The organism is Hyphomonadaceae bacterium ML37 (genome assembly GCA_027627685.1).
In the GTDB taxonomy this organism is placed as follows: Bacteria; Pseudomonadota; Alphaproteobacteria; order Caulobacterales; family Maricaulaceae; genus Oceanicaulis.
Genome location: CP091241.1, coordinates 977422 through 997422, shown reverse-complemented (window position 1 = coordinate 997422; position 20001 = coordinate 977422). Strand labels below are relative to the sequence as shown.

Sequence of the window (20001 nt, the reverse complement as noted above, 5' to 3'; positions counted from 1 at the left end):
GGGCGCGTCATGCGCCCGTCCCTTGCCGCGGGCGGGGAACCAGAACCCGGTGCGGGTCTTGGCCGTCCCCGTTAGTGGCTGCCCTGGATCACCAGGGCGACATTGCCGTTGCCGGACTGGCGCACATTGGCGCGCTGGCCGGAGCCGACCTGGATCACGCCCAGCGAGTTGTTCGCGCCGGTCTGATTGGTCGAGGCGCTGTGGCCATAGCCCATCTGGGCGACGCCGACCGTGTTGTTGCGGCCGGTCTGAATGGCGCCGGCGCTGTTATAGCCGCCGTCCTGGCCGATCACGGCGGTGTTGTTGCGGCCCAGCTGGTCGGCATAGGCGTTGTTGGCGCGCCCGGCCTGACCCACAGTCACGCCGTTGCGCGAACCGTCCTGGATGGTCTGGACGTAGTTATAGGCGCCGCGCTGATCGATATAGAGCCGGTTCTGCGGGCCAACCTGGCGCGCCGACAGCTCGTTGGCGTAGCCGGCCTGGTTGATGTTGACGCGGTTGCGCTGCTGGGCTTCCGCCGCCGACACGGTGCCGGCGAGCATGGTCAGGCTGAGGCCCGTGGCCAGCATGAATTTCTTGAACATGGCGTAGTCTCCTCTGGTTTCATCCCGGCGGCGGTGTCGCCCGCCAGTGATGAGGAGACTGAAGGATCGAGGGTGAACGCACACAGAGCGGCGCGTTCACTCGCCGTTGGGACAGATGAACGCGCCGTTCAGGCCAGAACCGGCTCAGCCCTTGGGGTCGAACACGTCCTCGATGCGCGTGTCAAACACCTCGGCGAGCTTGAAGGCGAGGCTGAGCGAGGGGTCGTGCTTGCCCGTCTCCACCGCATTGATCGCCTGCCTGGACACGCCAACCCGCTCGCCCAGCTCCGCTTGGCTCCAGCGCCGCTCGGCGCGCAGCACATGGATGCGGTTCTTCATTTGAAGCGCCTCGATACGAAGGGCACGACCACGCCCCAGACCAGCGCCATGGCCGGGAGGACATAGATGACCGGGATCGCCGGCGCATCGGCCCAGCTTTCCAGAAAGCCCCAGCTGAACGCCGCGAAGCTGACCACGCCCGCCGCGATGAGGATTGATTCGGCATGGATGCGCGCCTGCACCTCGTCCATGGCCCGCAGGAAGATCACAAACTCGCGCAAGGCCAGCAGGGCCGGGATCACCGGGATCAGGGCGAGAATCACCCGCACCGGGCCGGACGGATCCATGTGGCGCAGCACAAGGGTCGCCCCTATCACCGCCAGTGCGTAGCCCGCCATCAGGGACAGAAACCGCACAGTGTAGCGTTTGGCGGCCGGGGTCATGCGCGCGCCTCCTGCATCAGGGCCGCCAGCTGGCTGGCCATATCCGTCATCCAGGGGACCAGATCACCCGCCGCCGCGACAGCCGCCAGCGCCAGGGCCCCGCACCATAATCCATCGACCGCCCGGGATCGTTCCACCATTCCTGTCTCCATCAGGTTCGCATGACCAAAAGTCACGTAAACCTGACACATGTGCATATGTCATGTCAACCTGACTTTTTATCAGGTTTGCCTATCACATGCAGGAGAGAGGGTTCAGCCGCGTCCGCGATAGGGCGCAACGCCCTGATCGGGGATCCACAGGCCCTTGGGCGCCTCGCCCCACTGGGCGAACACGTCGATGGGAATGCCGCCGCGCGGATACCAGTAGCCGCCAATACGCAGCCATTTGGGGCTCAGCTCGTCGACCAGACGCTTGCCGATCATGGTGGTGCAGGCTTCATGGAAGGCGCCGTGATTGCGGAAGCTCTGAAAGAACAGCTTCAGGGATTTCGATTCCACGATCCATTGCGCAGGCGCATAGTCGATCACGATATGCGCAAAGTCCGGCTGGCCGGTCACCGGGCAGATCGAGGTGAATTCCGGGCACACAAAACGGATCAGGTAATCGCTGTCCTGCGCCGGGTTCTCCACCCGCTCCAGCACGGCGTCCTCGGGACGCTGCGGCGCGGCGCCGGTCGAGCCCAGCTGTTCAAGCTTTTCATATCGTGCATCGGTCATCAGCGGGCATGTAGCGCCGCCAGCGCCGAACGGCAATGGCGCGGGCGCGCTGGCGCGGCTATGTTTACACAGACCCGCCCCGCTCCACCCCTCAATTCACGCTCCCATAATGTCCGACGCCCTCGCCATCTTGCCGGCCGTGACGCTTCTGGCGGTGGGGCTGGCGTGCATCCTGATCGCGCGCGCCCTGAAACTGTCGCCCATCGTGGCGTTCATCGCGGCGGGCGTGCTGATCGGACCCAACGCGCTGGGCCTCGCCCCGCTCAACGCCACCACAGCCCTGCTGGCCCAGCTCGGCGTGGTGTTCCTGCTGTTCGAGATCGGGCTGGGGTTCTCCTCGCGCACCGTGCGTGAGAGTGGACGGGATCTGGCGGTCCTGGGTCCGCTGCAGATGGTGATTTGCGGCGCCGGGTTCACGCTGGCGGCCCGCCTGTTCGGGCTGGACTGGCCCATGGCGCTGGTGGTCGGGCTGGGCGCGGGCATCTCGGCCACCGCGGTGGTGACGGCGACGCTGGCCGAGCGGGGCATCGCCACCTGCCCGCTGGGCCGCTCCTCCACAGCGCTTCTGGTGTTTCAGGACGTCGCGGGCATTTTCCTTCTTGTGTTCGCGGTGTCTCTGGACGGGTCCGGCCCGCTGGGATGGGCGCTGGCCGAGGCCGGCGCCAAGGCGTTCGCGGCGGCGCTCGCCGCCGTCGTCATCGGACGCTTCGCGGCACGCCCGGCGCTGGCCCTGCTGGCGCGCGCCAACATGGCCGAAGTGTTCACCGCCGCCGCGCTCCTGCTGGTGCTCGCCACCGCCGCGGCCACAGGCGCGCTGGGCCTGTCGTTGACGCTGGGCGCGTTTCTGGCGGGCGTCATCGTCGCCGAGACGCCCTACCGCACGGTGGTGAAGACCGAGGCGCGGCCGTTCGGCGCGCTGCTGCTGGGCTTCTTCTTCATCACGGTCGGCATGGGCCTCGACTGGCGCGAAATGGCCGCCCAGGCGCCCTGGATCGCGCTGGCCATAGCCGGGCTGATGCTGGGCAAAACCATCCTCACCTTCATCGCGGCGCTGGCCTCAGGCTGGAGCCGCCCCGGCGCTGCCCAGCTCGCCTTCGTCACCGCGCAGGGCTCGGAGTTCGGCCTGGTCCTGCTGGCCCTGCCCTCCATCGCCAGCGCGCTGGGATCTCAGGCGGCGGGCGTGCTGGTGGCCGCCAGCGCCATTTCGCTGGCCCTGACGCCCGCCTGGACGGCGCTGGGCATGAAGCTGGCGCGCAAGCTGGCCCAGGCCAAAGCCGCCCCGTCCACGCCGTCCGTTGATCCGGACGCCCGGCCCCCGATCCTGGTCTTCGCCGCCACCCCGGCCGGGCGGATGGCCATGGATGCGCTGACCCGCTTCAACATCCCCTTCGTGGCGGTGGAGTTCGACGCCGAGCGCTTCCTGGCCGCCACCGCCGACGGTTATGACATGACCTTCGGCGATCCCAGCGATGTCCGCCTGATGACCGCCGTGGGCGTCACGCGCGCCCGCGCGCTGGTGCTGGGCCAGTCGCGCTATGAGATTTCCAAGGAGATTACACCCTTCATCAACGCCACCTATCCGGACCTTCAGCGCATCGTCGCGGTGCGCACGCTGGAAGAAAAAGCCGCCCATGAAGCGCTGGGCATGATCGCCATCATTACCCGCGGCCAGCCCGAAGGCGTGGATTTCGCCGTGGCGGTGCTGCGCTTCGCGGGGGTTGAGGAGTCAGGTATCGCCCGCTGGCTCGCCGAAGTGCATGAAGCCCATTCCGCCGCCCGCCCTGCGCCGATGCTGGCTACAGCAGACCCAGCGCCTTGAAGCTGGCTGTGCGTTCGCGCCCGACCACGATGTGATCGTGGACCACGATGTCGAACGGCTTGCCGGCCTCGCAAATGCGCTTTGTCATCTCGATATCGGCGCGCGAGGGCGTGGGATCGCCGCTGGGATGGTTGTGCACCAGGATGATGGCGCTGGAATCCAGCGACAGCGCCCGCTTCACAATCTCACGCGGATAGACCGGGGCGTGATCCACCGTGCCGCGCGCCTGGAACTCGTCCGCCACCAGCCGGTTTTTCTTGTCCAGGAACAGCACCCGGAACTCTTCCGTGGTGGCATGGGCCAGCGCCGCGCGCAGATAGTCCAGCAAAGCCGACCAGGAAGATATGACAGGCCGGCCCGTCACCTGCTCGCGCGCCATGCGCACCGCCAGCACCTGAATGAGCTTGAGATCCAGCGCCGTTTTCTCAGACACGCCCCGCACCTCGGTCAGCTGCTCCACCCGCGCCGCGCACACCCGTGCTGTATCGCCAAACCGCGCGAGCAAAGCCTTGGCAAGGGGCTTCACATCGCGGCGCGGGATGGAGCGGAACAGGGCCAGTTCCAACAGCTCGTAATCGGCCAGCCCCTCCCCGCCCGTCTCGACGAAGCGCGCGCGCAGCCGGTCGCGATGGCCGTGATAATGCGGCTGCGTTGGCGAAGCAGACTCGGCCACGGATCGGGGATCAGGCCGGGGATCAGACTGAGGATCAGATGCACTCATGAAGCCGCACGCGCTCGCTGCTGCCGGTTCTCTTGACACGATGCTAACGCCAGCCCGCTTCGCCCGCCAGACGAATCGCGCACACCCGCCATAACCGCCCGCCCCTCTTGGCTTGGCCCGGCCGGACGGCTATCGAATGAACCCAGGCGGGCGTGGCGGAACTGGTAGACGCACCGGACTTAAAATCCGTTGGAGGGCAACCTCCGTGCCGGTTCGATTCCGGCCGCCCGCACCATTTTTCTGTCCTCCCTCGCTCCGCTCGGTCGGTCCTCGCTAAAGCTGCGGGCGCGCGGTCGCGCTTGCGGGGCTTCGCCCCGGTAACTTTGTCTTCCCTCGCTCCGCTCGGCCGGTCCTCGCTAAAGCTGCGGGCGCGCGGTCGCGCTTGCGGGGCTTCGCCCCGGTAACTTTGTCCCCCCTCGCTCCGGGCGTTCGCGTCCTCGCTAAAGCTGCGGGCGCGCGGTCGCGCTCTCGCCTCGGCGAAGCCGGGTGCGAACCCGGATGGGTTCGGGTTATGTTAGGGCTCGCGCCTTCTGGCGCCTCATCTGACTCTTGCCATGCGGCTCTTTTTATGGTGCAGTGGCGCCATATAAGGTGCATAAGTGAGCGACCCCGAGCAGATACCGAAAATCCCGCTCGTGTTTTACCGAACGGCTGCCGGAAATGAGCCGGTGCGGGACTGGTTGAAGGACATGGATCGCGATGACCGGCTGGCGATCGGCGCCGACCTTCAGCGTGTCCAATACCGATGGCCGGTCGGCATGCCACTTTGCCGGGCGATGAAGGACAGGCTCTGGGAAGTGCGCACTCACTTGCCGAGCCGGACAATTTCCCGGGTGCTGCTGTGTTTCCATCAGGGCGTGATCGTCGCGCTGCATGGCTTCATCAAGAAGACCCGCACGACGCCCGACCAAGACATGGCGCTCGCGCGCCAGCGCAAGAAAGAGGTCGAACATGGCTAACGCACATATCGGGTCGGGCATTGACGACTTCCTTGAGGAGGAAGGCGTCCGGGATGAATTTCAGGCGCGCGCCGTCAAGGAGGTCATCGCCTGGCAGCTGGCGCAGGCAATGAAGGAGCGCAATCTCAGCAAGCGGCAGCTGGCGGCCCTGATGAAGACCAGCCGCACCCAGATCGACCGCGTGCTCGACCCGGAAAACGGCAATGTGACTATCGAGACCCTGCAGCGCGCCGCCGATTTCGTTGGCCGCAAGGTCGAGGTTCAGCTGGTCACCCGCTGAACCGCCCCCGGCGATAGCCTGTCCGCGCGCATCACCGTACAGTCCGCGCTCCCGCCTTGCCGGAGCCTTGCTGCATGAGTGAGTTTCGCATCCTGCCACCGCATCTGGACGCCGACGCCAATGCGGTCCGGTTCGCGTTTGACTGTCCGCGTTTCGGGCGGTTTGAGGAAACCGTGCGGTTTGCGCCCCATGCCCGGATCGAAGCCATTCCCGAGCCGGTGCGCAGCGGCCTTGTCACCCTGGCGGCGATCCTGATCGGGACGAGCTATTACAAGGCGGCGCCGGCGGGCCGGGTGAATGTGGAGGCGCCCCTGACCCGCGCCGCGCGCCGCCTCGCCGGGCTCGCCTACGGGCCGGGCCTGGGCGAGTTTTATGTGCGCAACGCACTGCCCTACCCGCCTGCGCTCGAGATTGACGCCGAGGACGCGCTGGACGCGGCCTCGCCCGTGCGCGTCGCCCCGGAGCGCCCCCGCGCCGCGTGCGCCTTTGGCGGCGGCAAGGACAGCCATGTGGCCCGCGCCATTCTCGACGCGGCAGGTGCGCAGAGCGAGCCCGTCAGCGTGATCCTGTCGCCGCGCGTCGGCGAGCGCCTGCAATCCATGACCGATGCGCCGCTCACCCTGATGACCCGGATCATTGATCCGCGCCTCATCACCTTGTCACGCTCGGGCGAGGCGCTGAACGGCCATATCCCCATCACCGGCATCAATTCCTGCCTGCTGGCGCTGCATGCGGCCGCCTGTGGTCAGGACTGGGTGGTGTTCGCCAATGAGCGCGCGGCCAGCGAGCCGACGATGACTATCGATGGCCATCCGGTGAACCATCAATTCTCCAAATCGCTGGAGTTCGAGGACGCCCTGCGCGATGCCTACGCCGCGGCGGGAGCGGGGATCGATTATTTCTCCGTCCTGCGCCCGGTCAGCGAGCTGTGGACCGCGCACTATCTCGCCCGTCGTGCGCCGGGGGCGCTGGACATTTTCGCCAGCTGCAACCGCAATTTCGTGTTCACCGGGGACGCCGTGCTGGCCGAGGGCCAGCGCTGGTGCGGAGAATGCTCCAAATGCGTCTATACCGGCGTGCTGATGGCCTGCTGGCTGGAGCCCCAGCGCCATGAAGCGGTGTTCCAGAGCCGCCCGCTGCATGATCCGGCCAATCTCGACCATGCCTTCGACATCGCCGGCCTGACCGGCGCCAAGCCGTGGGAGTGCGTGGGCGAGGCGCGCGAGGTGGCCGCCGCGCTGCATCACCTGACCACTGCGCCCTGCTGGGCCGATGCGCCGGTCATCTCCGGGGTCAAGGACAAGCTCGGCCAGCGCTGGGATCTTGCCGAGCTCGCCGCAACATTCGCCGGCGCCCTCGACGCGCGCAGCGCACATCGCATGCCGCCTGCGGTGGCGAAAGTCATGGGCGCCTGACACTGGTGGCCGCGAAACGGGCCCGCGCCCTTGCCTTGGCACGCGGCTCGCCTCATGTCTGGTCAGGCCTGCCCCCGTGCACCCCCCCTCATGCGCCCGGAGCCCTCGCCGTCATGACCCAGCCCGACGCATCGCGCGACGCGGACGCGCCAGCCGGGCGCGCCTGGACGGCGCTGATCGTGCTGGGCGTGGTTTACATGATCAATTTCATGGACCGCCAGCTGTTTGCGGTGCTGCAGGAAGATATCCGCGCAGACCTCAGCCTGAACGACACCCAGCTGGCGCTGCTGGGCGGCACCATGTTCGCCGTGTTCTACGCCACGCTGGGCCTACCCTTGGCGTGGCTGGCTGACCGAACCAACCGGGTGCGCCTGATCGCGGCCTGCTGCGTGGTGTGGAGCGCCTTCACCGCCCTTTCCGGCATGGCGGCCGGCTTCTGGCAGATGGCGCTGGCGCGAATCGGCGTGGCGTCAGGTGAAGCGGGCGGCGTGGCGCCGTCCTATGCGGTCATCTCAGACTATTTCCCGGCGGGGCGCAGGGGCCTCGCCATCGGGCTGTTCTCCATTGGCGCGCCGCTGGGCATCGCGGCCGGATCGGCGCTGGGCGCCCTGATCGCGGCGGCGCTGGGCTGGCGCTGGGCGTTCATCCTGCTCGCCATGCCCGGCCTCGTCGCCGCGCTGGCGCTGGTGGTGCTGGTGCGCGAACCCAAGCGCGGCCGTCTGGATGCCATCGTGGAGCCGGTTTCGGTCCCGCGTCCGTTTGACGCCGCGCGCGCCATCCTCGCCTCGCCCACCCTGATCCTGCTGACGCTGGCCGCTGCAGCGACCTCGTTCGCCGGCTACGGCATGTATCAATGGCTGCCCTCCTTCCTGATGCGCAGCCAGGGCCTGGTCATGGCCGAGATCGGCCAGTTCCTGGCGCCGCTTTTCCTGCTGGGTGTTTTTGGCGCCATCGCCGGCGGCTGGCTGGCCGACCGGTTCGGGCGCACGCATCCCGCCGCCTACGCCCTGATCCCCGCGGTCACCGTGCTGACCATGGCGCCGTTCTTTCTGGCCGCCTTGATGGTGGACAGCGGATACGTATCGCTGGCTCTCCTCGCCCTGCCGATCAGCCTGGCCTACGCCTGGCTCGGACCGGGACTGGCGGCGGTGCAGACATTGTCGCGGCCCGAACACCGCGCCACGACGGCGGCGATCATCGCCTTTTTCAACAATCTGATCGGGATCGGCCTGGGCCCGCTGGCCATTGGCGCCCTGTCTGACTGGCTCAGCAATCACATGAGCGAGGGCGACGCCCTGCGCTACGCGCTGATGGCGGGGGTGGCCATGTTTCTCATCGCCTCAGGCCTGTTCTTCGCCGCCGCCGCCACCATGCGCCGTGAAATCCCCGGGCCGGCGAAAGCCTGACCCCGAGCCCAAGGCCACCCCCCGGGCTTGCCCGGGGCGCGCGCGCGGCGTATGCCCGCGCCCATGTTCCCAGCCCGCCAGCGCGTCGAGGCGTCATGATCCCCCGCTATACCCGTCCCGAAATGGCCGCCATCTGGTCGAGCGAAACCCGCTACCGCATCTGGTTCGAGATCGAGGCCCACGCCACCGACAAGCTGGCCGAGCTGGGTGTCGTCCCCGCTTCCGCCGCCAAGGCCGTGTGGAAAGCCAGGGACATGGAGTTCGACATCGCGCGCATCGACGAGATCGAGCGCGAGGTGAAGCATGACGTCATCGCCTTCCTGACCCATCTGGCTGAACTCGTCGGCGAGGAAGCGCGCTTCGTCCATCAGGGCCTCACGAGCTCCGACGTGCTCGACACCTGCCTGGCCGTCCAGTTGACGCGCAGCGCGGACCTGCTGCTGGCGGGCATGGACCGGGTATTGGCGGCGCTCAAAGCGCGCGCGCTGGAGCACAGGATGACCACCTGCATCGGGCGCAGCCACGGCATCCATGCCGAGCCCACCACGATGGGGCTAAAATTCGCCCGCTTCCATGCCGAGTTCGCCCGCAACCGCGCGCGCCTGGAAACCGCCCGGCGCGAGATCGCCACGTGCGCCATTTCCGGCGCGGTGGGCACATTCGCCAATGTGGATCCGGCGGTGGAAGCCCATGTGGCTGAAGCGCTCGGCCTCGAGATCGAGCCCATCTCCACCCAGGTCATTCCGCGCGACCGCCACGCCGCGTTCTTCGCGGCGCTGGGCCTGATCGCCTCGGCGATTGAAAACCTGTCGGTGGAGGTGCGCCATCTCCAGCGCTCCGAAGTGCGCGAGGCGCAGGAATATTTCTCGCCGGGCCAGAAGGGCTCGTCGGCCATGCCCCACAAGCGCAATCCGATCCTGACCGAAAACCTCACCGGCCTCGCCCGCCTGGTGCGTTCAGCCGTGACGCCGGCCATGGAGAATGTCGCCCTGTGGCATGAGCGCGACATCTCCCATTCCAGCGTGGAGCGCGGGATCGGGCCGGATGCGTGCGTGCATCTCGATTTCGCCCTGCACCGCACCGCGTCCATGATTGAAGGCCTGATCGTGCACGCCGAACGCTGCAAAGAGAATCTCGACGCGTTTGGCGGCATTCATAACTCCCAGCGCGTGCTGCTGGCTTTGACCCAGGCCGGCGCGGCGCGCGAGGAGGCCTACCGCCTGGTCCAGCGCAACGGCATGAAGACATGGGATGAAGGCGGACGCCTGATCGACCATCTCAAGGCCGATGCCGACGTGATGGCGCTGCTGGGCGCGGCTGGCATTGAAGCCTGCTTCGATGATGCCTGGCACACGCGCCATGTGGATGTGATTTTCGCACGGGTGTTCGGCGATACCTAAAGCGCCTTGGCCTCGCCCGGCACCAGCGGCACGAAACGCACGTCGAACAGCGCCTCTTCGCTGATCGCGCCATCCTCGCCGCGCCGGTAGCGCATCAGGGTTTGGACCGCGCCATTCTGCACCGGCGCCACGCAGACGCCGCCGGATTTCAGCTGGTCCAGCAGACCGTCGGGCCGCTCGGACGCGCCGGCCGTCACCATGATCCGGTCAAACGGCGCCTGTTCAGGCCAGCCGATCGTGCCGTCGCCGGTGCGCTGGACGATGGTCGTCAGGCGCAGCGCCGCAAACCGCGCCCCCGCCTCGCGCGCCAGGGTGCGATAGCGCTCAATCGTGTAGACCCGGCGCGCCAGGCGCGCCAGCACCGCGGCCTGGTAGCCCGAGCCCGTACCGATCTCCAGCACCTTGCAGCGGTCATCCACCTGCAGCGCTTCGGTCATCGCCGCCACCACGAAGGGCTGGGAGATGGTCTGGCCGCAGTCAATGGGCAGGGCCCGGTTCTCATAGGCCTGATCGGCGAAGCCTTCGGGCACGAACAGGGCGCGCGGTGTGCGCTCGATGGCGGCCAGCACCCGCTTGTCGGAAATCCCGGCCGAGCGCAGCGCCATCACCAGCTGGATCAGGCGGGTGTCCGGCCCGGCGCTCATGCCAGCGCTTTCGCCAGCCGGTCGCGGGTGTCGTGGTGGGTGAGATCGAGATGTAGCGGCGTGATGGAGATACGCCCCTCATAAATGGCCCGCAAATCGGTCCCCACGGCGGGATCGGATTTCTTGCCCGTAAAGCCCATCCAGAAATATTCCCGGCCGCGCAGATCCATGCGCTTTTCCGCGTGGACCACGTTGTGATCGCGCATGCCCTGCACCGTCACCTCCACGCCCGCCACGTCGTCGGCCGCGCGGTCGGGGAAGTTGACGTTCATCAGCACATTCTGGCTCCACGGGGCGCTCAGCAGCTTCTTCAAGATGCCCGGCCCGTGCTGGCGCGCGGTCTCCCACTGGATCGCGGCCTTGCCGGAAAACCCGTAGGCCTGTGAGAAGGCGATGGAGGTGATGCCGAACTGGATGCCTTGCATGGCGCCGGCCACCGTGCCGGAAAACGTCACGTCCTCGGCGATGTTCTGGCCCGAATTGACGCCCGACAGCAAAAGGTCCGGCGTCTTGCCCGCCATGATGTTCTGCACCGCCATGTGCACGCAGTCCGTCGGCGTGCCGGTGACCGCAAAGCGCCGCTCGCCCAGCTGCTGGACGCGCAGGGGCGCGGTCAGGGTCAGCGCACGGCTCATGCCCGACTGCTCGCCCTCGGGCGCCACGATCCACACATCGTCCGACAGGGTGCGCGCAATGTCTTCCAGCACGGCGAGCCCCGGCGCATGCACGCCGTCATCATTGACCAGCAGGATACGCGGATTGTCCGGGATCATTTTCACGGCCTGATCACCTCAACACCGCCCATATACGGGCGCAGGGCCGCCGGGATGGTCACCGAGCCATCGGCATTCTGGTGGTTTTCCAGGATCGCCACCAGCGCCCGGCCCACCGCCACGCCGGACCCGTTCAGGGTATGGAGAAACTCCGGCTTCTTCTCGCCCTCGCGGCGGAAGCGGGCATTCATGCGCCGCGCCTGGAAATCCCCGCAGTTCGAGCACGAGCTGATCTCGCGATAGGTGTTCTGGGTCGGCAGCCAGACTTCGAGGTCATAGGTCTTGCGCGCCGCAAACCCCATATCGCCCGCACACAGCGCCATCACCCGGTAGGGCAGGTCCAGCGCGCGCAAGATCCCTTCGGCGCACCCGGTCATGCGTTCGAGCTCGTCTTCCGACTGCTCCGGCGTGACGATGGAGACCAGCTCCACCTTGTGGAACTGGTGCATGCGGATGAGGCCGCGCGTATCACGCCCCGCCGACCCGGCCTCGGAGCGGAAGCAGGGGGTGAGCGCGGTCCGGCGCAGCGGGAAATCGCCCTCGCCATGGATAGCGTCGCGCACGAGGTTAGTCAGCGGGACTTCGGCGGTGGGGATGAGCCAGAAATCGTTGGTCGTGCGGAACTGGTCCTCCGCGAATTTCGGCAATTGCCCCGTACCAAACAGCGCCTCGTCGCGCACCAAAAGCGGCACGCTGGTCTCGCGATAGCCGTTCTCTGTCGTGTGCATGTCCAGCATGAACTGGCCCAGCGCCCGCTCCAGCCGCGCCAGCGGACCCTGCAGCACCGCAAAGCGCGCGCCCGACATGGCGGCGGCGCGCTCGAAATCCAGGCCCAGACGCTCGCCCAGCGTGACATGGTCCGCCGGATCAAAATCAAATTCGCGCGGCTCGCCCCAGCCGCGCACTTCCTCGTTGGAATGTTCATCCTCGCCGTCGGGCACATCCTCGGCAGGGGCGTTGGGCAGGGCGGCGAGGGCCTGATTGAGCAGCTCTTCACCTTTGGCGGCGTCAACGCCGCAGCGCTCCATCTCGCCTTTGAGCGCCTCGACCTCGGCGCGCAGCGCTTCGAAGCGGTCGTTTTCGCCGCGCGCCTTGGCCGCGCCGATCTCCTTGGACGCCGCATTGCGCCGCGTCTCCAGCTCCTGCAGGCGCGTCGTCGCCTCACGCCGGCGCGCGTCCAGATCGATCAGGCGTTCGGCCTGGGGCGTCAGGCCCCGGCGGGCCATGGCGGCGTCGAACGCCCCCGGATTGTCACGGATCAGGCGGATGTCATGCATGGCGGACTGACTTTGAAAAAGAGGCGTGGCGGGTGAAGGCGGCGTGCCTGCGGTGATACAGAAGGCGCGTGAGTGCGTCCACCATGGCGCGGGCGCGCAGGTGTGCTTGAATGGACAAAATCCGCCACACGAGATTCGCCCATGACCGCCCGGCAAGCGCCCGCCGACCAGCTCGCCGAAACCGTTTACACCGCGCTTTATGACGACGCCGAGGCGCGGGTCTGCAAGGACATTCCCGAAAGCGCCTGCGCCCACCTGCCGCGCAATTTCGTGTTCTCCGCCATCGCGCTGGCCCTGACCAAGAGCGGCGACCGGCTGGTGGACCCCAAGCTGACGCTGGCCTGGCTGATTTCGAGCTTGGGCGCGCCGGGCTTCCTGATCGGCCTGATCGCTCCGGTGCGCGAGGCGGGCTCGCTCCTGCCCCAGCTTTTCATCGCCCGCTGGATCCGCGAACGCGAGCGGCGCAAATTCGTCTGGGCGGGCGGCGCTGTGGGTCAGGCGCTGGCCCTGTTCGCCATGGCCGGCGCCGCTCTGGTACTGGAGGACGAGGCGGCGGGATGGGCGCTGATCGGCCTTCTGGCTTTATTCGCGCTGGCGCGCGCCTTCTGCTCGGTCAGTCACAAGGATGTGCTGGGCAAGACCGTGTCCAAGACACGGCGCGGCGCGGTGTCGGGCTATGCCTCCTCACTCTCGGGCCTCGCCGCGCTGGGCTTTGGCGCCCTGCTGATCCTCGCGCCCGAGACCGAGCCGTCGGTGATCGCGCTGATTCTCGCCGCTGGCGGCGTGCTCTGGGTCCTAGCGGCGTTCGCCTATCTCCAGCTCGCCGAAGCGCCCGGCGCGACGGCGGGCGGCGCCAATGCCTTCACCGAAGCTATCGGCCAGCTGACGCTCCTCAAGACCGATCCCGATTTCGCCCGCTTCGTGCTGGCGCGCGCCTTCTTCATGGCGACCTCGCTCCTGCCGCCCTTTTTCGTGGCCTACGCCCAGTCACGCACCGGGACGGATCTGGCCGGGCTCGGCGCCTTTCTGATTGCGTCCAGCGCCGCCGGTTTCGCCAGCGGCTGGGCCTGGGGTCGCTCGGCGGACAAGTCCGCGCGCTGGGTGCTGGCCGCGGCGGGTCTGGTGGCGGCGCTGGCGTGCGCTCTGGTGGCGGGCGCAGGGCTCGCGGGCTGGGCCATGGCCGACAGCATCTGGTTTCACGCCATCGCGCTCTTCCTCCTCGCCTTCGCCCATCAGGGCGTGCGGCTGGGGCGGGCGACCTATGTGGTGGATCTCGCCACCCAGGAAACGCGCGCGGCCTACACCGCCGTCTCCAACACGGTGATCGGGGTGTTGCTGCTGGCGTTCGGCGCGCTGGCGGGCACGGCGTTCGGCGCCTTCGGTCCTGCGGCCATCGCCGGGCTCGGCGTGATGTGCCTCATCGCGTCGGTACTGGCGCTGAGCCTGAAGCCTGTGTCAGGCTGATACTCATGCGCATCAATGACGCCATCACGATTGACGAGCGCCTGATCGAGGAGCGTTTTGTGCGCGCCTCCGGTCCGGGCGGACAGCATGTGAACACCACCTCCAGCGCCGTGCAGCTGCGCTTCAACCTGGCCGCCAGCGATCTGCCGGGGCCAGTCAAGGAGCGCCTGACCCGGCTGGCCGGCTCGCGCCTCAGCGCAGACGGCATTCTGGTGCTGCACGCCAGCGCCCACCGCTCCCAGATGCGCAATCGCGAAGAGGCGCGGGTGCGGCTGCGTATGCTGATCCTGCAGGCCAGCCGCAAGCCCAAGGCGCGCAAGCCCACGCGGCCCACCCTCGCCTCCATCAAGCGCCAGAAAACTGCCAAGGCCAAGCGCAGCACGGTCAAGGCGCTGCGCGCCAAACCCGGCGAGGAATAAGCGCGCTCAGGCCTTGAAATGCTTGGACAGCTTCAGGCCCTGGGCCTGATAATTGGAGCCTGCCGCGCCATAGGGCTGGCCCACCGCGCCGGCCATGGGCTCATAGACCAGCCGCGCCACCGCCTGCCCGTGATCGAGGATGAAGGGCACGTCGCGCCCGCGCACTTCCAGCACGGCGCGCGATCCCGCGCCGCCCGCTTCAGCCACGCCAAAGCCCGGATCGAAGAAGCCGGCATAATGGGCGCGGAACTCGCCAATCTCCGGCGCGATGGGCGCCATCTCGGCCGCCTCGTCCACCGGCACGCTCACCGCCTCGCGGCTGGCCAATATGTAGAACTCGCCCGGGTCCAGCACGATACGCCCCCGCTCGGCATGCACCGGCTCCCAGAAGCGTTTGGGGTCATGGGCGCCGACGCCGGACAGATCCACGAGCGGACTGTGCCGCCGGGCGCGCCAGCCCACTGGCCCGCCATGATTTTCCACGTCCACCGTCAGCGTGATGGCGCGCAGCGGGACATGCTCGCCCCGGCGCAGGCGCACCTGCGCCAGCCGGTCGCCGGGCCGCGCCAGCACCGAGAATGTTCGCGGCGAAATCTCCATATAGAGCGGGCCGTTATAGCCCTCTGGCAGCTGGTCGAACGCAATCGACCCGTCTCCGATCACCCGCGTAAAGACATCCAGGCGCCCGGTGGAGCTTTTCGGATTGGCTGCCGCCGACACGCCGGGCGGCAGGGCCAGGCCCTCCTCCAGCTCGGCGAGATACACGCAGCCGGTCTCCAAGACTGCGCCGCCCTCCAGGTCGAGGGCGTGCATGACGATGTCATCGTCCAGCCGCGCCGCCACAGTACGCCCCGGTCCCGGCAGGAAGCTGGCGCGCAGGCGCCAGACCTTGCGGCCCAAACGCAAATCCAGGCTGGCGGGCTGAATCTGGCCCGGCTCCAGCGGGCGGCGCGCATGAATCCACCCCGCCTCAAAGGCGGCTTCAAGCGCGGCGTCGGGCAGAATTCCGCTGGTCCGGGCGGTCATGTCAGTCTCGATCAGCCAGAATCGGTCACGGGCGGGAATGACACTGTCGGCACGCCTCGCGCGCCTGTCCAGTTCACCGCGCTGCGCCAAGGGCGCTTGATTCGCCGCGCGGGCGGGTGTGAACTCATGATCTGGCGCTCTGTCGGAGGCAGGCATGTATACCCAAGAGACCGGCGGCGTGGTGATCCGCGTCGAGCCGTCCTTTCTGGAATCGGAATCCGATCCCGAAGCCGGGCGCTTCGTGTGGACCTATACCGTCGTGATCGAAAACACCGGCGGCGGCGCGGTCCAGCTGATGGAGCGCGAGTGGCGCATCACCGATTCGGCCAACCGCACCGAGATCGTGCGCGGCGAGGGCGTGGTGGGCGAGCAGCCGGTGATTCGTCCCGGCTCGGCATTCCGCTACACCTCGGGCGCGCCGCTGCGCACGCCGTCGGGCTTCATGCGCGGCGCCTATGTGTTCCGCTGCGAGAACGGCCAGCAGTTCAGCGCCGACATTCCCGCCTTCGCGCTGGACAGCCCGCTCAGCCGCTCCACCCGCCATTGACCGGGGGCGCGCGCCTGTCTAACCCCGCGCGATCATGACCCAGAGCGCCCGCACCGTCCTGTTCGCGCTTGGCGCCCTGCTCAGCGCCCTGTCCCTGGCGATGCTGGCCCCGGCGCTGGTCGATCTGGGCTATCAGGGCCGGTCGGCGCCGGCCTTCTTCGGCTCGGCGCTGCTGGGATTGGCCGTGGGCGGGATCATGACCCTGCTGGGCCGGTCGCCCGAGCACCGGCTGACGGCGCGCGGCGCCATCCTGCTGACATCGGGCGCCTGGGCGGTGCTGGCCTTCGCTGCGGCCCTGCCGCTGCAGCTGTCCGGCCTCGATATCAGCTGGACCGATGCGATCTTTGAAACCACGTCCGGCCTGACCACCACCGGCGCCACGGTCATCACCGGGCTGGACGATCTGCCGCGCGGGCTGCTCTTGTGGCGCTCCATCCTGCAGTGGATCGGCGGCATCGGCATCATCGTGACCGCCATGGCGATCTGGCCCATGCTGGGCATTGGCGGCATGCAGCTCTTCCGGCTGGAAAGCTCTGAAAAGACAGAGAAAGTCCTGCCGCGCGCCGGACAGATCGCGCTGGCCATCGTGATCATCTATCTGTCGCTCACCTTCGCCTGTTTCCTGGCCTATGTGGCGACCGGCATGGGCGGGTTCGACGCGGTCAACCACGCCATGACCACCATCGCCACGGGCGGCTTCTCCACCCGCGACGCCTCGCTGGCCGCCTTCACAGATGGCGGCGCTGATCTGGTCGCCGCTGTCTTCATGACGCTCGCCGCGCTGCCATTCGTGCTCTATGTACGCGCCGCACAAGGACGCCCGGACCAGCTGCTTATCGATTCCCAGGCGCGCACCTTTCTGGGCGTGATCGCGGTCGCGGCGATGCTGCTGACAGTGATGATCACCCTGTCCCCGCCGCCCGAACCGGACAGCCTGCCCGCCTGGCGGCTCGCTCTGGTCAATACGATATCGGTCCTGACCGGCACCGGATACGCCTCCTCCGATTTCTGGAGCTGGGGCAGCGGCGCGGCGGCGATGTTTCTGCTGCTGATGTTCATCGGCGGCTGTGCAGGGTCCACCAGCTGCTCGATCAAGATATTCCGCTATCAGATCGCCGCGTCGGCCATGCGCTCCTATGTTGAACAGCTGACCCGGCCAAACGCGGTATCGCCGCCGCGCTATCGCGGCAAGGCTCTGCCCCCGGAAACGGTGCGCTCGGTGTTCGTGTTCATCTTCCTGTTCTTCGCCACCTTCGTGGTGTCCGCCACGCTGCTGTCCTTCACCGGGCTCGACACCATCACCGCCATATCCGGCGCCGCCACCACGCTGGCCAATGTCGGGCCGGGACTGGGCGACATCATCGGCCCGGCCGGCTCCTTCGCCCCCCTGCCGGATGCCGCCAAATGGATCATGACCGCCACCATGCTGATCGGCCGGCTGGAGGTGCTGGTGGTGCTGGTCATGTTCACGCCGGGCTTCTGGAGACGCTGACGCCATCGCGGCGCCACGATCACGCGCCAAAACGACCCGAACGAGGAGTTTGATGTGCCCTACGCCCTTCGGTTTGTCACAACATTGCGCGGATTGCTGGTCAGTTTTTGTCTGATAGCGCTCGCCGCGGCGCCGACCTCGGCGCGTCAGGAGAGCGACCCCTACCCGGTCGAGAGCCTCGCCCGGATAATGGGTGAGCTGCATGGCCTGACCTTCGCCTGCCAGGGCCGTCAGGCCCAAACCTGGCGCACCGCCATGGCCGAGCTGCTGGACTATGAGGCGCCCACGGCGGGCACCTATCGCGCAAGGCTGATCGACCGGTTCAATGAAGGCTTCCGCCATCAGGAGCGTCTGCGCCTGCGCTGCGGCGCGGAAAGCGAATATGCACGCCAGCAACTGGCCGAGCAGGGCCGCGCCTTCTCCAACCAGCTGCGGCGCACCTATCTGGACTAGGCGGGCGCGGACGGCCCGCTCTGTGCGATCAACGCCTCGGCGGCGGCCTGGACCTGCTCCAGCGCCAGACCGCCCATCAGCGAGGTTTCGGCATGGCGCAGCCGGCCCCGGTCGGCCTCATGGGCCGGTCCGCCTGCGCGCACGCTGCGCGCATTCGAACCCCAGGGACCATAGACACGCTCATCGGTGGGCCCGAACAGGCCCAGCACCGGTGCGCCGGCGGCGGCGGCCATGTGCATCAGCCCGGAATCATTGCCCACGAACAGGCGCGCGCGCTGCAGGCAGGCCCCAGCGGTCACCAGGTCCAGCTGGCCGGTGAGATCGGTGACCGGCGCGTGCGTGATGCCCGCGCTCACCGCGCTGGATGTCGCCTGATCGCCCGGACCGCCGAACAGCGCCACGCGCGCGCCCTCAAGCGCGCCGCCCGGTCCGGTCAGCCCATTGGCCAGCGCCGCAAAGCGCTCGGCGGGCCATTCCTTGAACGGCGCGGCGGCGGCGGGCGCCAGCGCCAGAATCGGCGCGCCGGATGGCAAGAGCCGATCCGCCTGGCCGCGCGCCGCCTCGTCAATCCAGATTTCCGGCGCGGGCGGCGGATCGAGGCTCAGCACCGCACCCGCCTCCGCCACACGATGACGGTGCTCAGCGCCCGGCGCGCGGCGGTTCACCCGGCGCGATCCGGCGCGCAGGAACCAGCTGGTCACCGAACCGCGCATATCCACCACAAGGTCCCAGCGCTGCGCGGCTGTACGCCGCCACAGGTCCAGCCAGTGCCGGCCACCGGGGCGCTTGGCCATGACGATGACGTCCGTCACGAACGGCGCCGCCTGGAATAGCGGCGCAGCCAGCGGGCCGCAGGCCACCGTGATCTGCGCGCCGGGATGGGTGCGCGCCAGATGCGCCAGCGGGCCTGAAAACAGGACTGCATCGCCGATGCGCGTGGCGGTGATGAACAGGATACGCGTCATGGCCGAGCGGCTTAGCCTGTTCGCGCGGCCTGCGCCAGAGCCTCACAGGACCGTCACGCGCACCTTGTGGAGCGCGCCCCCTCAGGCCAAGTATGGCGCCATGACATCCGACTTCCTCACCGCCCTGCCTGGCCGCGCCGTGATCGCCATCACCGGCGAGGATGCCCGCAGCTTTCTTCAACGCGTCATAACGCGCGGACCTGAAGGCCTGAAGCCCGGCGGCGCCCTGTTCAGCACGCTTCTGACCCCGCAAGGCAAGGTGCTGGCCGATTTCATTATTTTTGATGATGGCGAGGGCGGATTGCTGATCGACGCCCCGGCCAGCGAGGCGGAGGGGCTCATTAAGCGCTTCTCCCTCTACCGCCTGCGGGCCAAAGCCGACATTGCGCTGCGCGATGACCTCGCCGTGGCGGCCGCGCGCGGCGAGGGCGAGGCGGAGCTGCGCACTGTGGCGCTGGCCGCCGCGCCTGATCCGCGCAACGCCATGCTGGGCTTGCGCGCCATCGTGCCGGCGGGCGGGCCGCAGGACGAGGCCGGCTACGAGGCCGCGCGTATCGCCGCCATCGTGCCGGAGCTCGGGCGCGATTACGGCCCGGCGGAGGCCTTCTCCACCGACGTCAATCACGATCTGATGGCCGGAATCGACTACAAAAAAGGCTGCTTTGTCGGTCAGGAAGTCGCCAGCCGCATGCACCGCAAGGGCGGCGTGCGCAAACGCACGGTGCGCCTCGATCTCGACGGACCGGCGCCTGAGGCCGGAACCGCCGTGACTGCAGGCGCGGCGCCTCTGGGCGCTATCACCTCAGGCGCAGGACAGCGGGCGTTGGCGCTGATCCGCGTGGACCGGCTGGACGCTTCGGGCGGCGAGCCGGTCCTGGCGGGTGACGCGCCCGCGCGCATCACCCTGCCCTGAGCC

General features: G+C 68.1%; 23 protein-coding genes and 1 tRNA gene. 13 read left to right on the top strand and 11 right to left on the bottom strand.

The genetic code is table 11. The features are described from left to right. Nucleotides 1–71: 71 nt before the first annotated feature. The 5 genes from L2D01_04910 to queF all read right to left on the bottom strand — a co-directional run bounded on the left by L2D01_04910 (nt 72) and on the right by queF (nt 2025). On the bottom strand, nt 72–584 hold the full coding sequence (locus L2D01_04910) for a curlin-associated protein (GenBank protein ID WBQ11125.1): 513 nt from the start codon (nt 582–584) through the stop codon (nt 72–74). Nucleotides 585–728: 144 nt separating this feature from the next. After that, the gene (locus L2D01_04905; protein ID WBQ11124.1) at nt 729–923 is read right to left on the bottom strand and encodes a helix-turn-helix transcriptional regulator; all 195 of its coding nucleotides are present in this window, start codon (nt 921–923) and stop codon (nt 729–731) included. After that, nucleotides 920–1306, bottom strand: a complete 387-nt coding sequence (locus L2D01_04900; GenBank protein ID WBQ11123.1) for a hypothetical protein — start codon at nt 1304–1306, stop codon at nt 920–922. Before L2D01_04900 ends, L2D01_04905 begins: the two co-directional genes overlap by 4 nt. Beyond that, on the bottom strand, nt 1303–1446 hold the full coding sequence (locus L2D01_04895) for a hypothetical protein (GenBank protein WBQ11122.1): 144 nt from the start codon (nt 1444–1446) through the stop codon (nt 1303–1305). Before L2D01_04895 ends, L2D01_04900 begins: the two co-directional genes overlap by 4 nt. Nucleotides 1447–1560: 114 nt before the next feature. Continuing rightward, the gene (queF, locus tag L2D01_04890) at nt 1561–2025 is read right to left on the bottom strand and encodes a preQ(1) synthase (protein WBQ11121.1); all 465 of its coding nucleotides are present in this window, start codon (nt 2023–2025) and stop codon (nt 1561–1563) included. 109 nt (nt 2026–2134) lie between these two features. Between queF and L2D01_04885 the strand changes: the two genes are divergently transcribed. Continuing rightward, nucleotides 2135–3844 (top strand): cation:proton antiporter, encoded by a 1710-nt coding sequence (locus tag L2D01_04885; GenBank protein WBQ11120.1) that lies wholly within the window; start codon nt 2135–2137, stop codon nt 3842–3844. Here the strand turns inward: L2D01_04885 and radC are convergent. Then, on the bottom strand, nt 3822–4517 hold the full coding sequence (gene radC / locus L2D01_04880; GenBank protein ID WBQ11119.1) for a DNA repair protein RadC: 696 nt from the start codon (nt 4515–4517) through the stop codon (nt 3822–3824). The genes L2D01_04885 and radC overlap by 23 nt on opposite strands. Before the next feature lie 194 nt (nt 4518–4711). Between radC and L2D01_04875 the strand changes: the two genes are divergently transcribed. From L2D01_04875 to purB, 6 genes are all read left to right on the top strand, one after another. Next, nucleotides 4712–4800 (top strand) — tRNA-Leu (locus L2D01_04875). A gap of 364 nt (nt 4801–5164) precedes the next feature. Further along, nucleotides 5165–5524 (top strand): type II toxin-antitoxin system RelE/ParE family toxin, encoded by a 360-nt coding sequence (locus tag L2D01_04870; protein ID WBQ11118.1) that lies wholly within the window; start codon nt 5165–5167, stop codon nt 5522–5524. Then, nucleotides 5517–5804 carry a helix-turn-helix domain-containing protein gene (locus L2D01_04865; protein ID WBQ11117.1) on the top strand — a complete coding sequence of 96 codons (288 nt, stop codon included), beginning with the start codon at nt 5517–5519 and terminating at the stop codon, nt 5802–5804. The genes L2D01_04870 and L2D01_04865 overlap by 8 nt, the downstream gene beginning before the upstream one ends. A gap of 74 nt (nt 5805–5878) precedes the next feature. Continuing rightward, nucleotides 5879–7219, top strand: a complete 1341-nt coding sequence (locus L2D01_04860; protein WBQ11116.1) for a hypothetical protein — start codon at nt 5879–5881, stop codon at nt 7217–7219. Between the two features lie 113 nt (nt 7220–7332). Next, complete coding sequence (locus L2D01_04855; protein WBQ11115.1) at nt 7333–8625, top strand: MFS transporter; 1293 nt, start codon at nt 7333–7335, stop codon at nt 8623–8625. Nucleotides 8626–8720: 95 nt separating this feature from the next. After that, nucleotides 8721–10025: an adenylosuccinate lyase gene (purB, locus tag L2D01_04850; GenBank protein WBQ11114.1), complete on the top strand. Its 1305-nt coding sequence runs from the start codon at nt 8721–8723 to the stop codon at nt 10023–10025. Here purB and L2D01_04845 read toward each other — a convergent pair. The 3 genes from L2D01_04845 to serS are packed head-to-tail and all read right to left on the bottom strand — an operon-like array spanning nt 10022 to nt 12719. Then, complete coding sequence (locus L2D01_04845) at nt 10022–10669, bottom strand: protein-L-isoaspartate(D-aspartate) O-methyltransferase (GenBank protein WBQ11113.1); 648 nt, start codon at nt 10667–10669, stop codon at nt 10022–10024. The two genes, purB and L2D01_04845, sit on opposite strands and share 4 nt — an antisense overlap. Continuing rightward, nucleotides 10666–11442, bottom strand: coding sequence for a 5'/3'-nucleotidase SurE (gene surE / locus L2D01_04840; protein ID WBQ11618.1), 777 nt, complete (start codon nt 11440–11442; stop codon nt 10666–10668). The genes L2D01_04845 and surE overlap by 4 nt, the downstream gene beginning before the upstream one ends. Nucleotides 11443–11444: 2 nt before the next feature. Beyond that, nucleotides 11445–12719, bottom strand: coding sequence for a serine--tRNA ligase (gene serS, locus L2D01_04835; GenBank protein WBQ11112.1), 1275 nt, complete (start codon nt 12717–12719; stop codon nt 11445–11447). A gap of 141 nt (nt 12720–12860) precedes the next feature. Here serS and L2D01_04830 point away from each other — a divergent pair, with 141 nt between their 5' ends. Further along, nucleotides 12861–14183 carry an MFS transporter gene (locus L2D01_04830; protein ID WBQ11111.1) on the top strand — a complete coding sequence of 441 codons (1323 nt, stop codon included), beginning with the start codon at nt 12861–12863 and terminating at the stop codon, nt 14181–14183. Between the two features lie 5 nt (nt 14184–14188). Continuing rightward, complete coding sequence (gene arfB / locus L2D01_04825) at nt 14189–14602, top strand: aminoacyl-tRNA hydrolase (protein WBQ11110.1); 414 nt, start codon at nt 14189–14191, stop codon at nt 14600–14602. 6 nt (nt 14603–14608) lie between these two features. Here arfB and L2D01_04820 read toward each other — a convergent pair whose 3' ends face one another. Further along, on the bottom strand, nt 14609–15628 hold the full coding sequence (locus L2D01_04820) for a 2'-deoxycytidine 5'-triphosphate deaminase (GenBank protein WBQ11109.1): 1020 nt from the start codon (nt 15626–15628) through the stop codon (nt 14609–14611). Between the two features lie 154 nt (nt 15629–15782). Here L2D01_04820 and apaG point away from each other — a divergent pair, with 154 nt between their 5' ends. From apaG to L2D01_04805, 3 genes are read left to right on the top strand one after another with little or no spacing between them, the layout of a single operon-like run. Further along, nucleotides 15783–16175 carry a Co2+/Mg2+ efflux protein ApaG gene (gene apaG / locus L2D01_04815; protein ID WBQ11108.1) on the top strand — a complete coding sequence of 131 codons (393 nt, stop codon included), beginning with the start codon at nt 15783–15785 and terminating at the stop codon, nt 16173–16175. 34 nt (nt 16176–16209) lie between these two features. Beyond that, nucleotides 16210–17667, top strand: coding sequence for a TrkH family potassium uptake protein (locus L2D01_04810; GenBank protein WBQ11107.1), 1458 nt, complete (start codon nt 16210–16212; stop codon nt 17665–17667). 54 nt (nt 17668–17721) lie between these two features. Then, nucleotides 17722–18120 (top strand): TIGR02301 family protein, encoded by a 399-nt coding sequence (locus L2D01_04805; protein WBQ11106.1) that lies wholly within the window; start codon nt 17722–17724, stop codon nt 18118–18120. Here the strand turns inward: L2D01_04805 and L2D01_04800 are convergent. Continuing rightward, a complete protein-coding gene (locus L2D01_04800; GenBank protein ID WBQ11105.1) occupies nt 18117–19085 on the bottom strand; it encodes a glycosyltransferase family 9 protein in 969 nt (322 codons plus the stop codon). The genes L2D01_04805 and L2D01_04800 overlap by 4 nt on opposite strands. On the opposite strand from L2D01_04800, the gene L2D01_04795 reads away from it, so the two are divergent. Further along, nucleotides 19084–19998, top strand: coding sequence for a hypothetical protein (locus tag L2D01_04795; GenBank protein ID WBQ11104.1), 915 nt, complete (start codon nt 19084–19086; stop codon nt 19996–19998). The two genes, L2D01_04800 and L2D01_04795, sit on opposite strands and share 2 nt — an antisense overlap. Nucleotides 19999–20001 lie beyond the last annotated feature (3 nt).

What these genes read in the sequence shown, in the direction of transcription:
- L2D01_04910 (WBQ11125.1), bottom strand. Translation starts at nt 584, where the DNA reads ATGTTCAAGAAATTCATGCTGGCCACGGGCCTCAGCCTGACCATGCTC.
- L2D01_04905 (WBQ11124.1), bottom strand. Translation starts at nt 923, where the DNA reads ATGAAGAACCGCATCCATGTGCTGCGCGCCGAGCGGCGCTGGAGCCAA.
- L2D01_04900 (WBQ11123.1), bottom strand. Translation starts at nt 1,306, where the DNA reads ATGACCCCGGCCGCCAAACGCTACACTGTGCGGTTTCTGTCCCTGATG.
- L2D01_04895 (WBQ11122.1), bottom strand. Translation starts at nt 1,446, where the DNA reads ATGGTGGAACGATCCCGGGCGGTCGATGGATTATGGTGCGGGGCCCTG.
- queF (WBQ11121.1), bottom strand. Translation starts at nt 2,025, where the DNA reads ATGACCGATGCACGATATGAAAAGCTTGAACAGCTGGGCTCGACCGGC.
- L2D01_04885 (WBQ11120.1), top strand. Translation starts at nt 2,135, where the DNA reads ATGTCCGACGCCCTCGCCATCTTGCCGGCCGTGACGCTTCTGGCGGTG.
- L2D01_04865 (WBQ11117.1), top strand. Translation starts at nt 5,517, where the DNA reads ATGGCTAACGCACATATCGGGTCGGGCATTGACGACTTCCTTGAGGAG.
- L2D01_04860 (WBQ11116.1), top strand. Translation starts at nt 5,879, where the DNA reads ATGAGTGAGTTTCGCATCCTGCCACCGCATCTGGACGCCGACGCCAAT.
- L2D01_04855 (WBQ11115.1), top strand. Translation starts at nt 7,333, where the DNA reads ATGACCCAGCCCGACGCATCGCGCGACGCGGACGCGCCAGCCGGGCGC.
- purB (WBQ11114.1), top strand. Translation starts at nt 8,721, where the DNA reads ATGATCCCCCGCTATACCCGTCCCGAAATGGCCGCCATCTGGTCGAGC.
- L2D01_04845 (WBQ11113.1), bottom strand. Translation starts at nt 10,669, where the DNA reads ATGAGCGCCGGGCCGGACACCCGCCTGATCCAGCTGGTGATGGCGCTG.
- surE (WBQ11618.1), bottom strand. Translation starts at nt 11,442, where the DNA reads ATGATCCCGGACAATCCGCGTATCCTGCTGGTCAATGATGACGGCGTG.
- serS (WBQ11112.1), bottom strand. Translation starts at nt 12,719, where the DNA reads ATGCATGACATCCGCCTGATCCGTGACAATCCGGGGGCGTTCGACGCC.
- L2D01_04830 (WBQ11111.1), top strand. Translation starts at nt 12,861, where the DNA reads ATGACCGCCCGGCAAGCGCCCGCCGACCAGCTCGCCGAAACCGTTTAC.
- arfB (WBQ11110.1), top strand. Translation starts at nt 14,189, where the DNA reads ATGCGCATCAATGACGCCATCACGATTGACGAGCGCCTGATCGAGGAG.
- L2D01_04820 (WBQ11109.1), bottom strand. Translation starts at nt 15,628, where the DNA reads ATGACCGCCCGGACCAGCGGAATTCTGCCCGACGCCGCGCTTGAAGCC.
- apaG (WBQ11108.1), top strand. Translation starts at nt 15,783, where the DNA reads ATGTATACCCAAGAGACCGGCGGCGTGGTGATCCGCGTCGAGCCGTCC.
- L2D01_04810 (WBQ11107.1), top strand. Translation starts at nt 16,210, where the DNA reads ATGACCCAGAGCGCCCGCACCGTCCTGTTCGCGCTTGGCGCCCTGCTC.
- L2D01_04795 (WBQ11104.1), top strand. Translation starts at nt 19,084, where the DNA reads ATGGCCGAGCGGCTTAGCCTGTTCGCGCGGCCTGCGCCAGAGCCTCAC.
- L2D01_04800 (WBQ11105.1), bottom strand. Translation starts at nt 19,085, where the DNA reads ATGACGCGTATCCTGTTCATCACCGCCACGCGCATCGGCGATGCAGTC.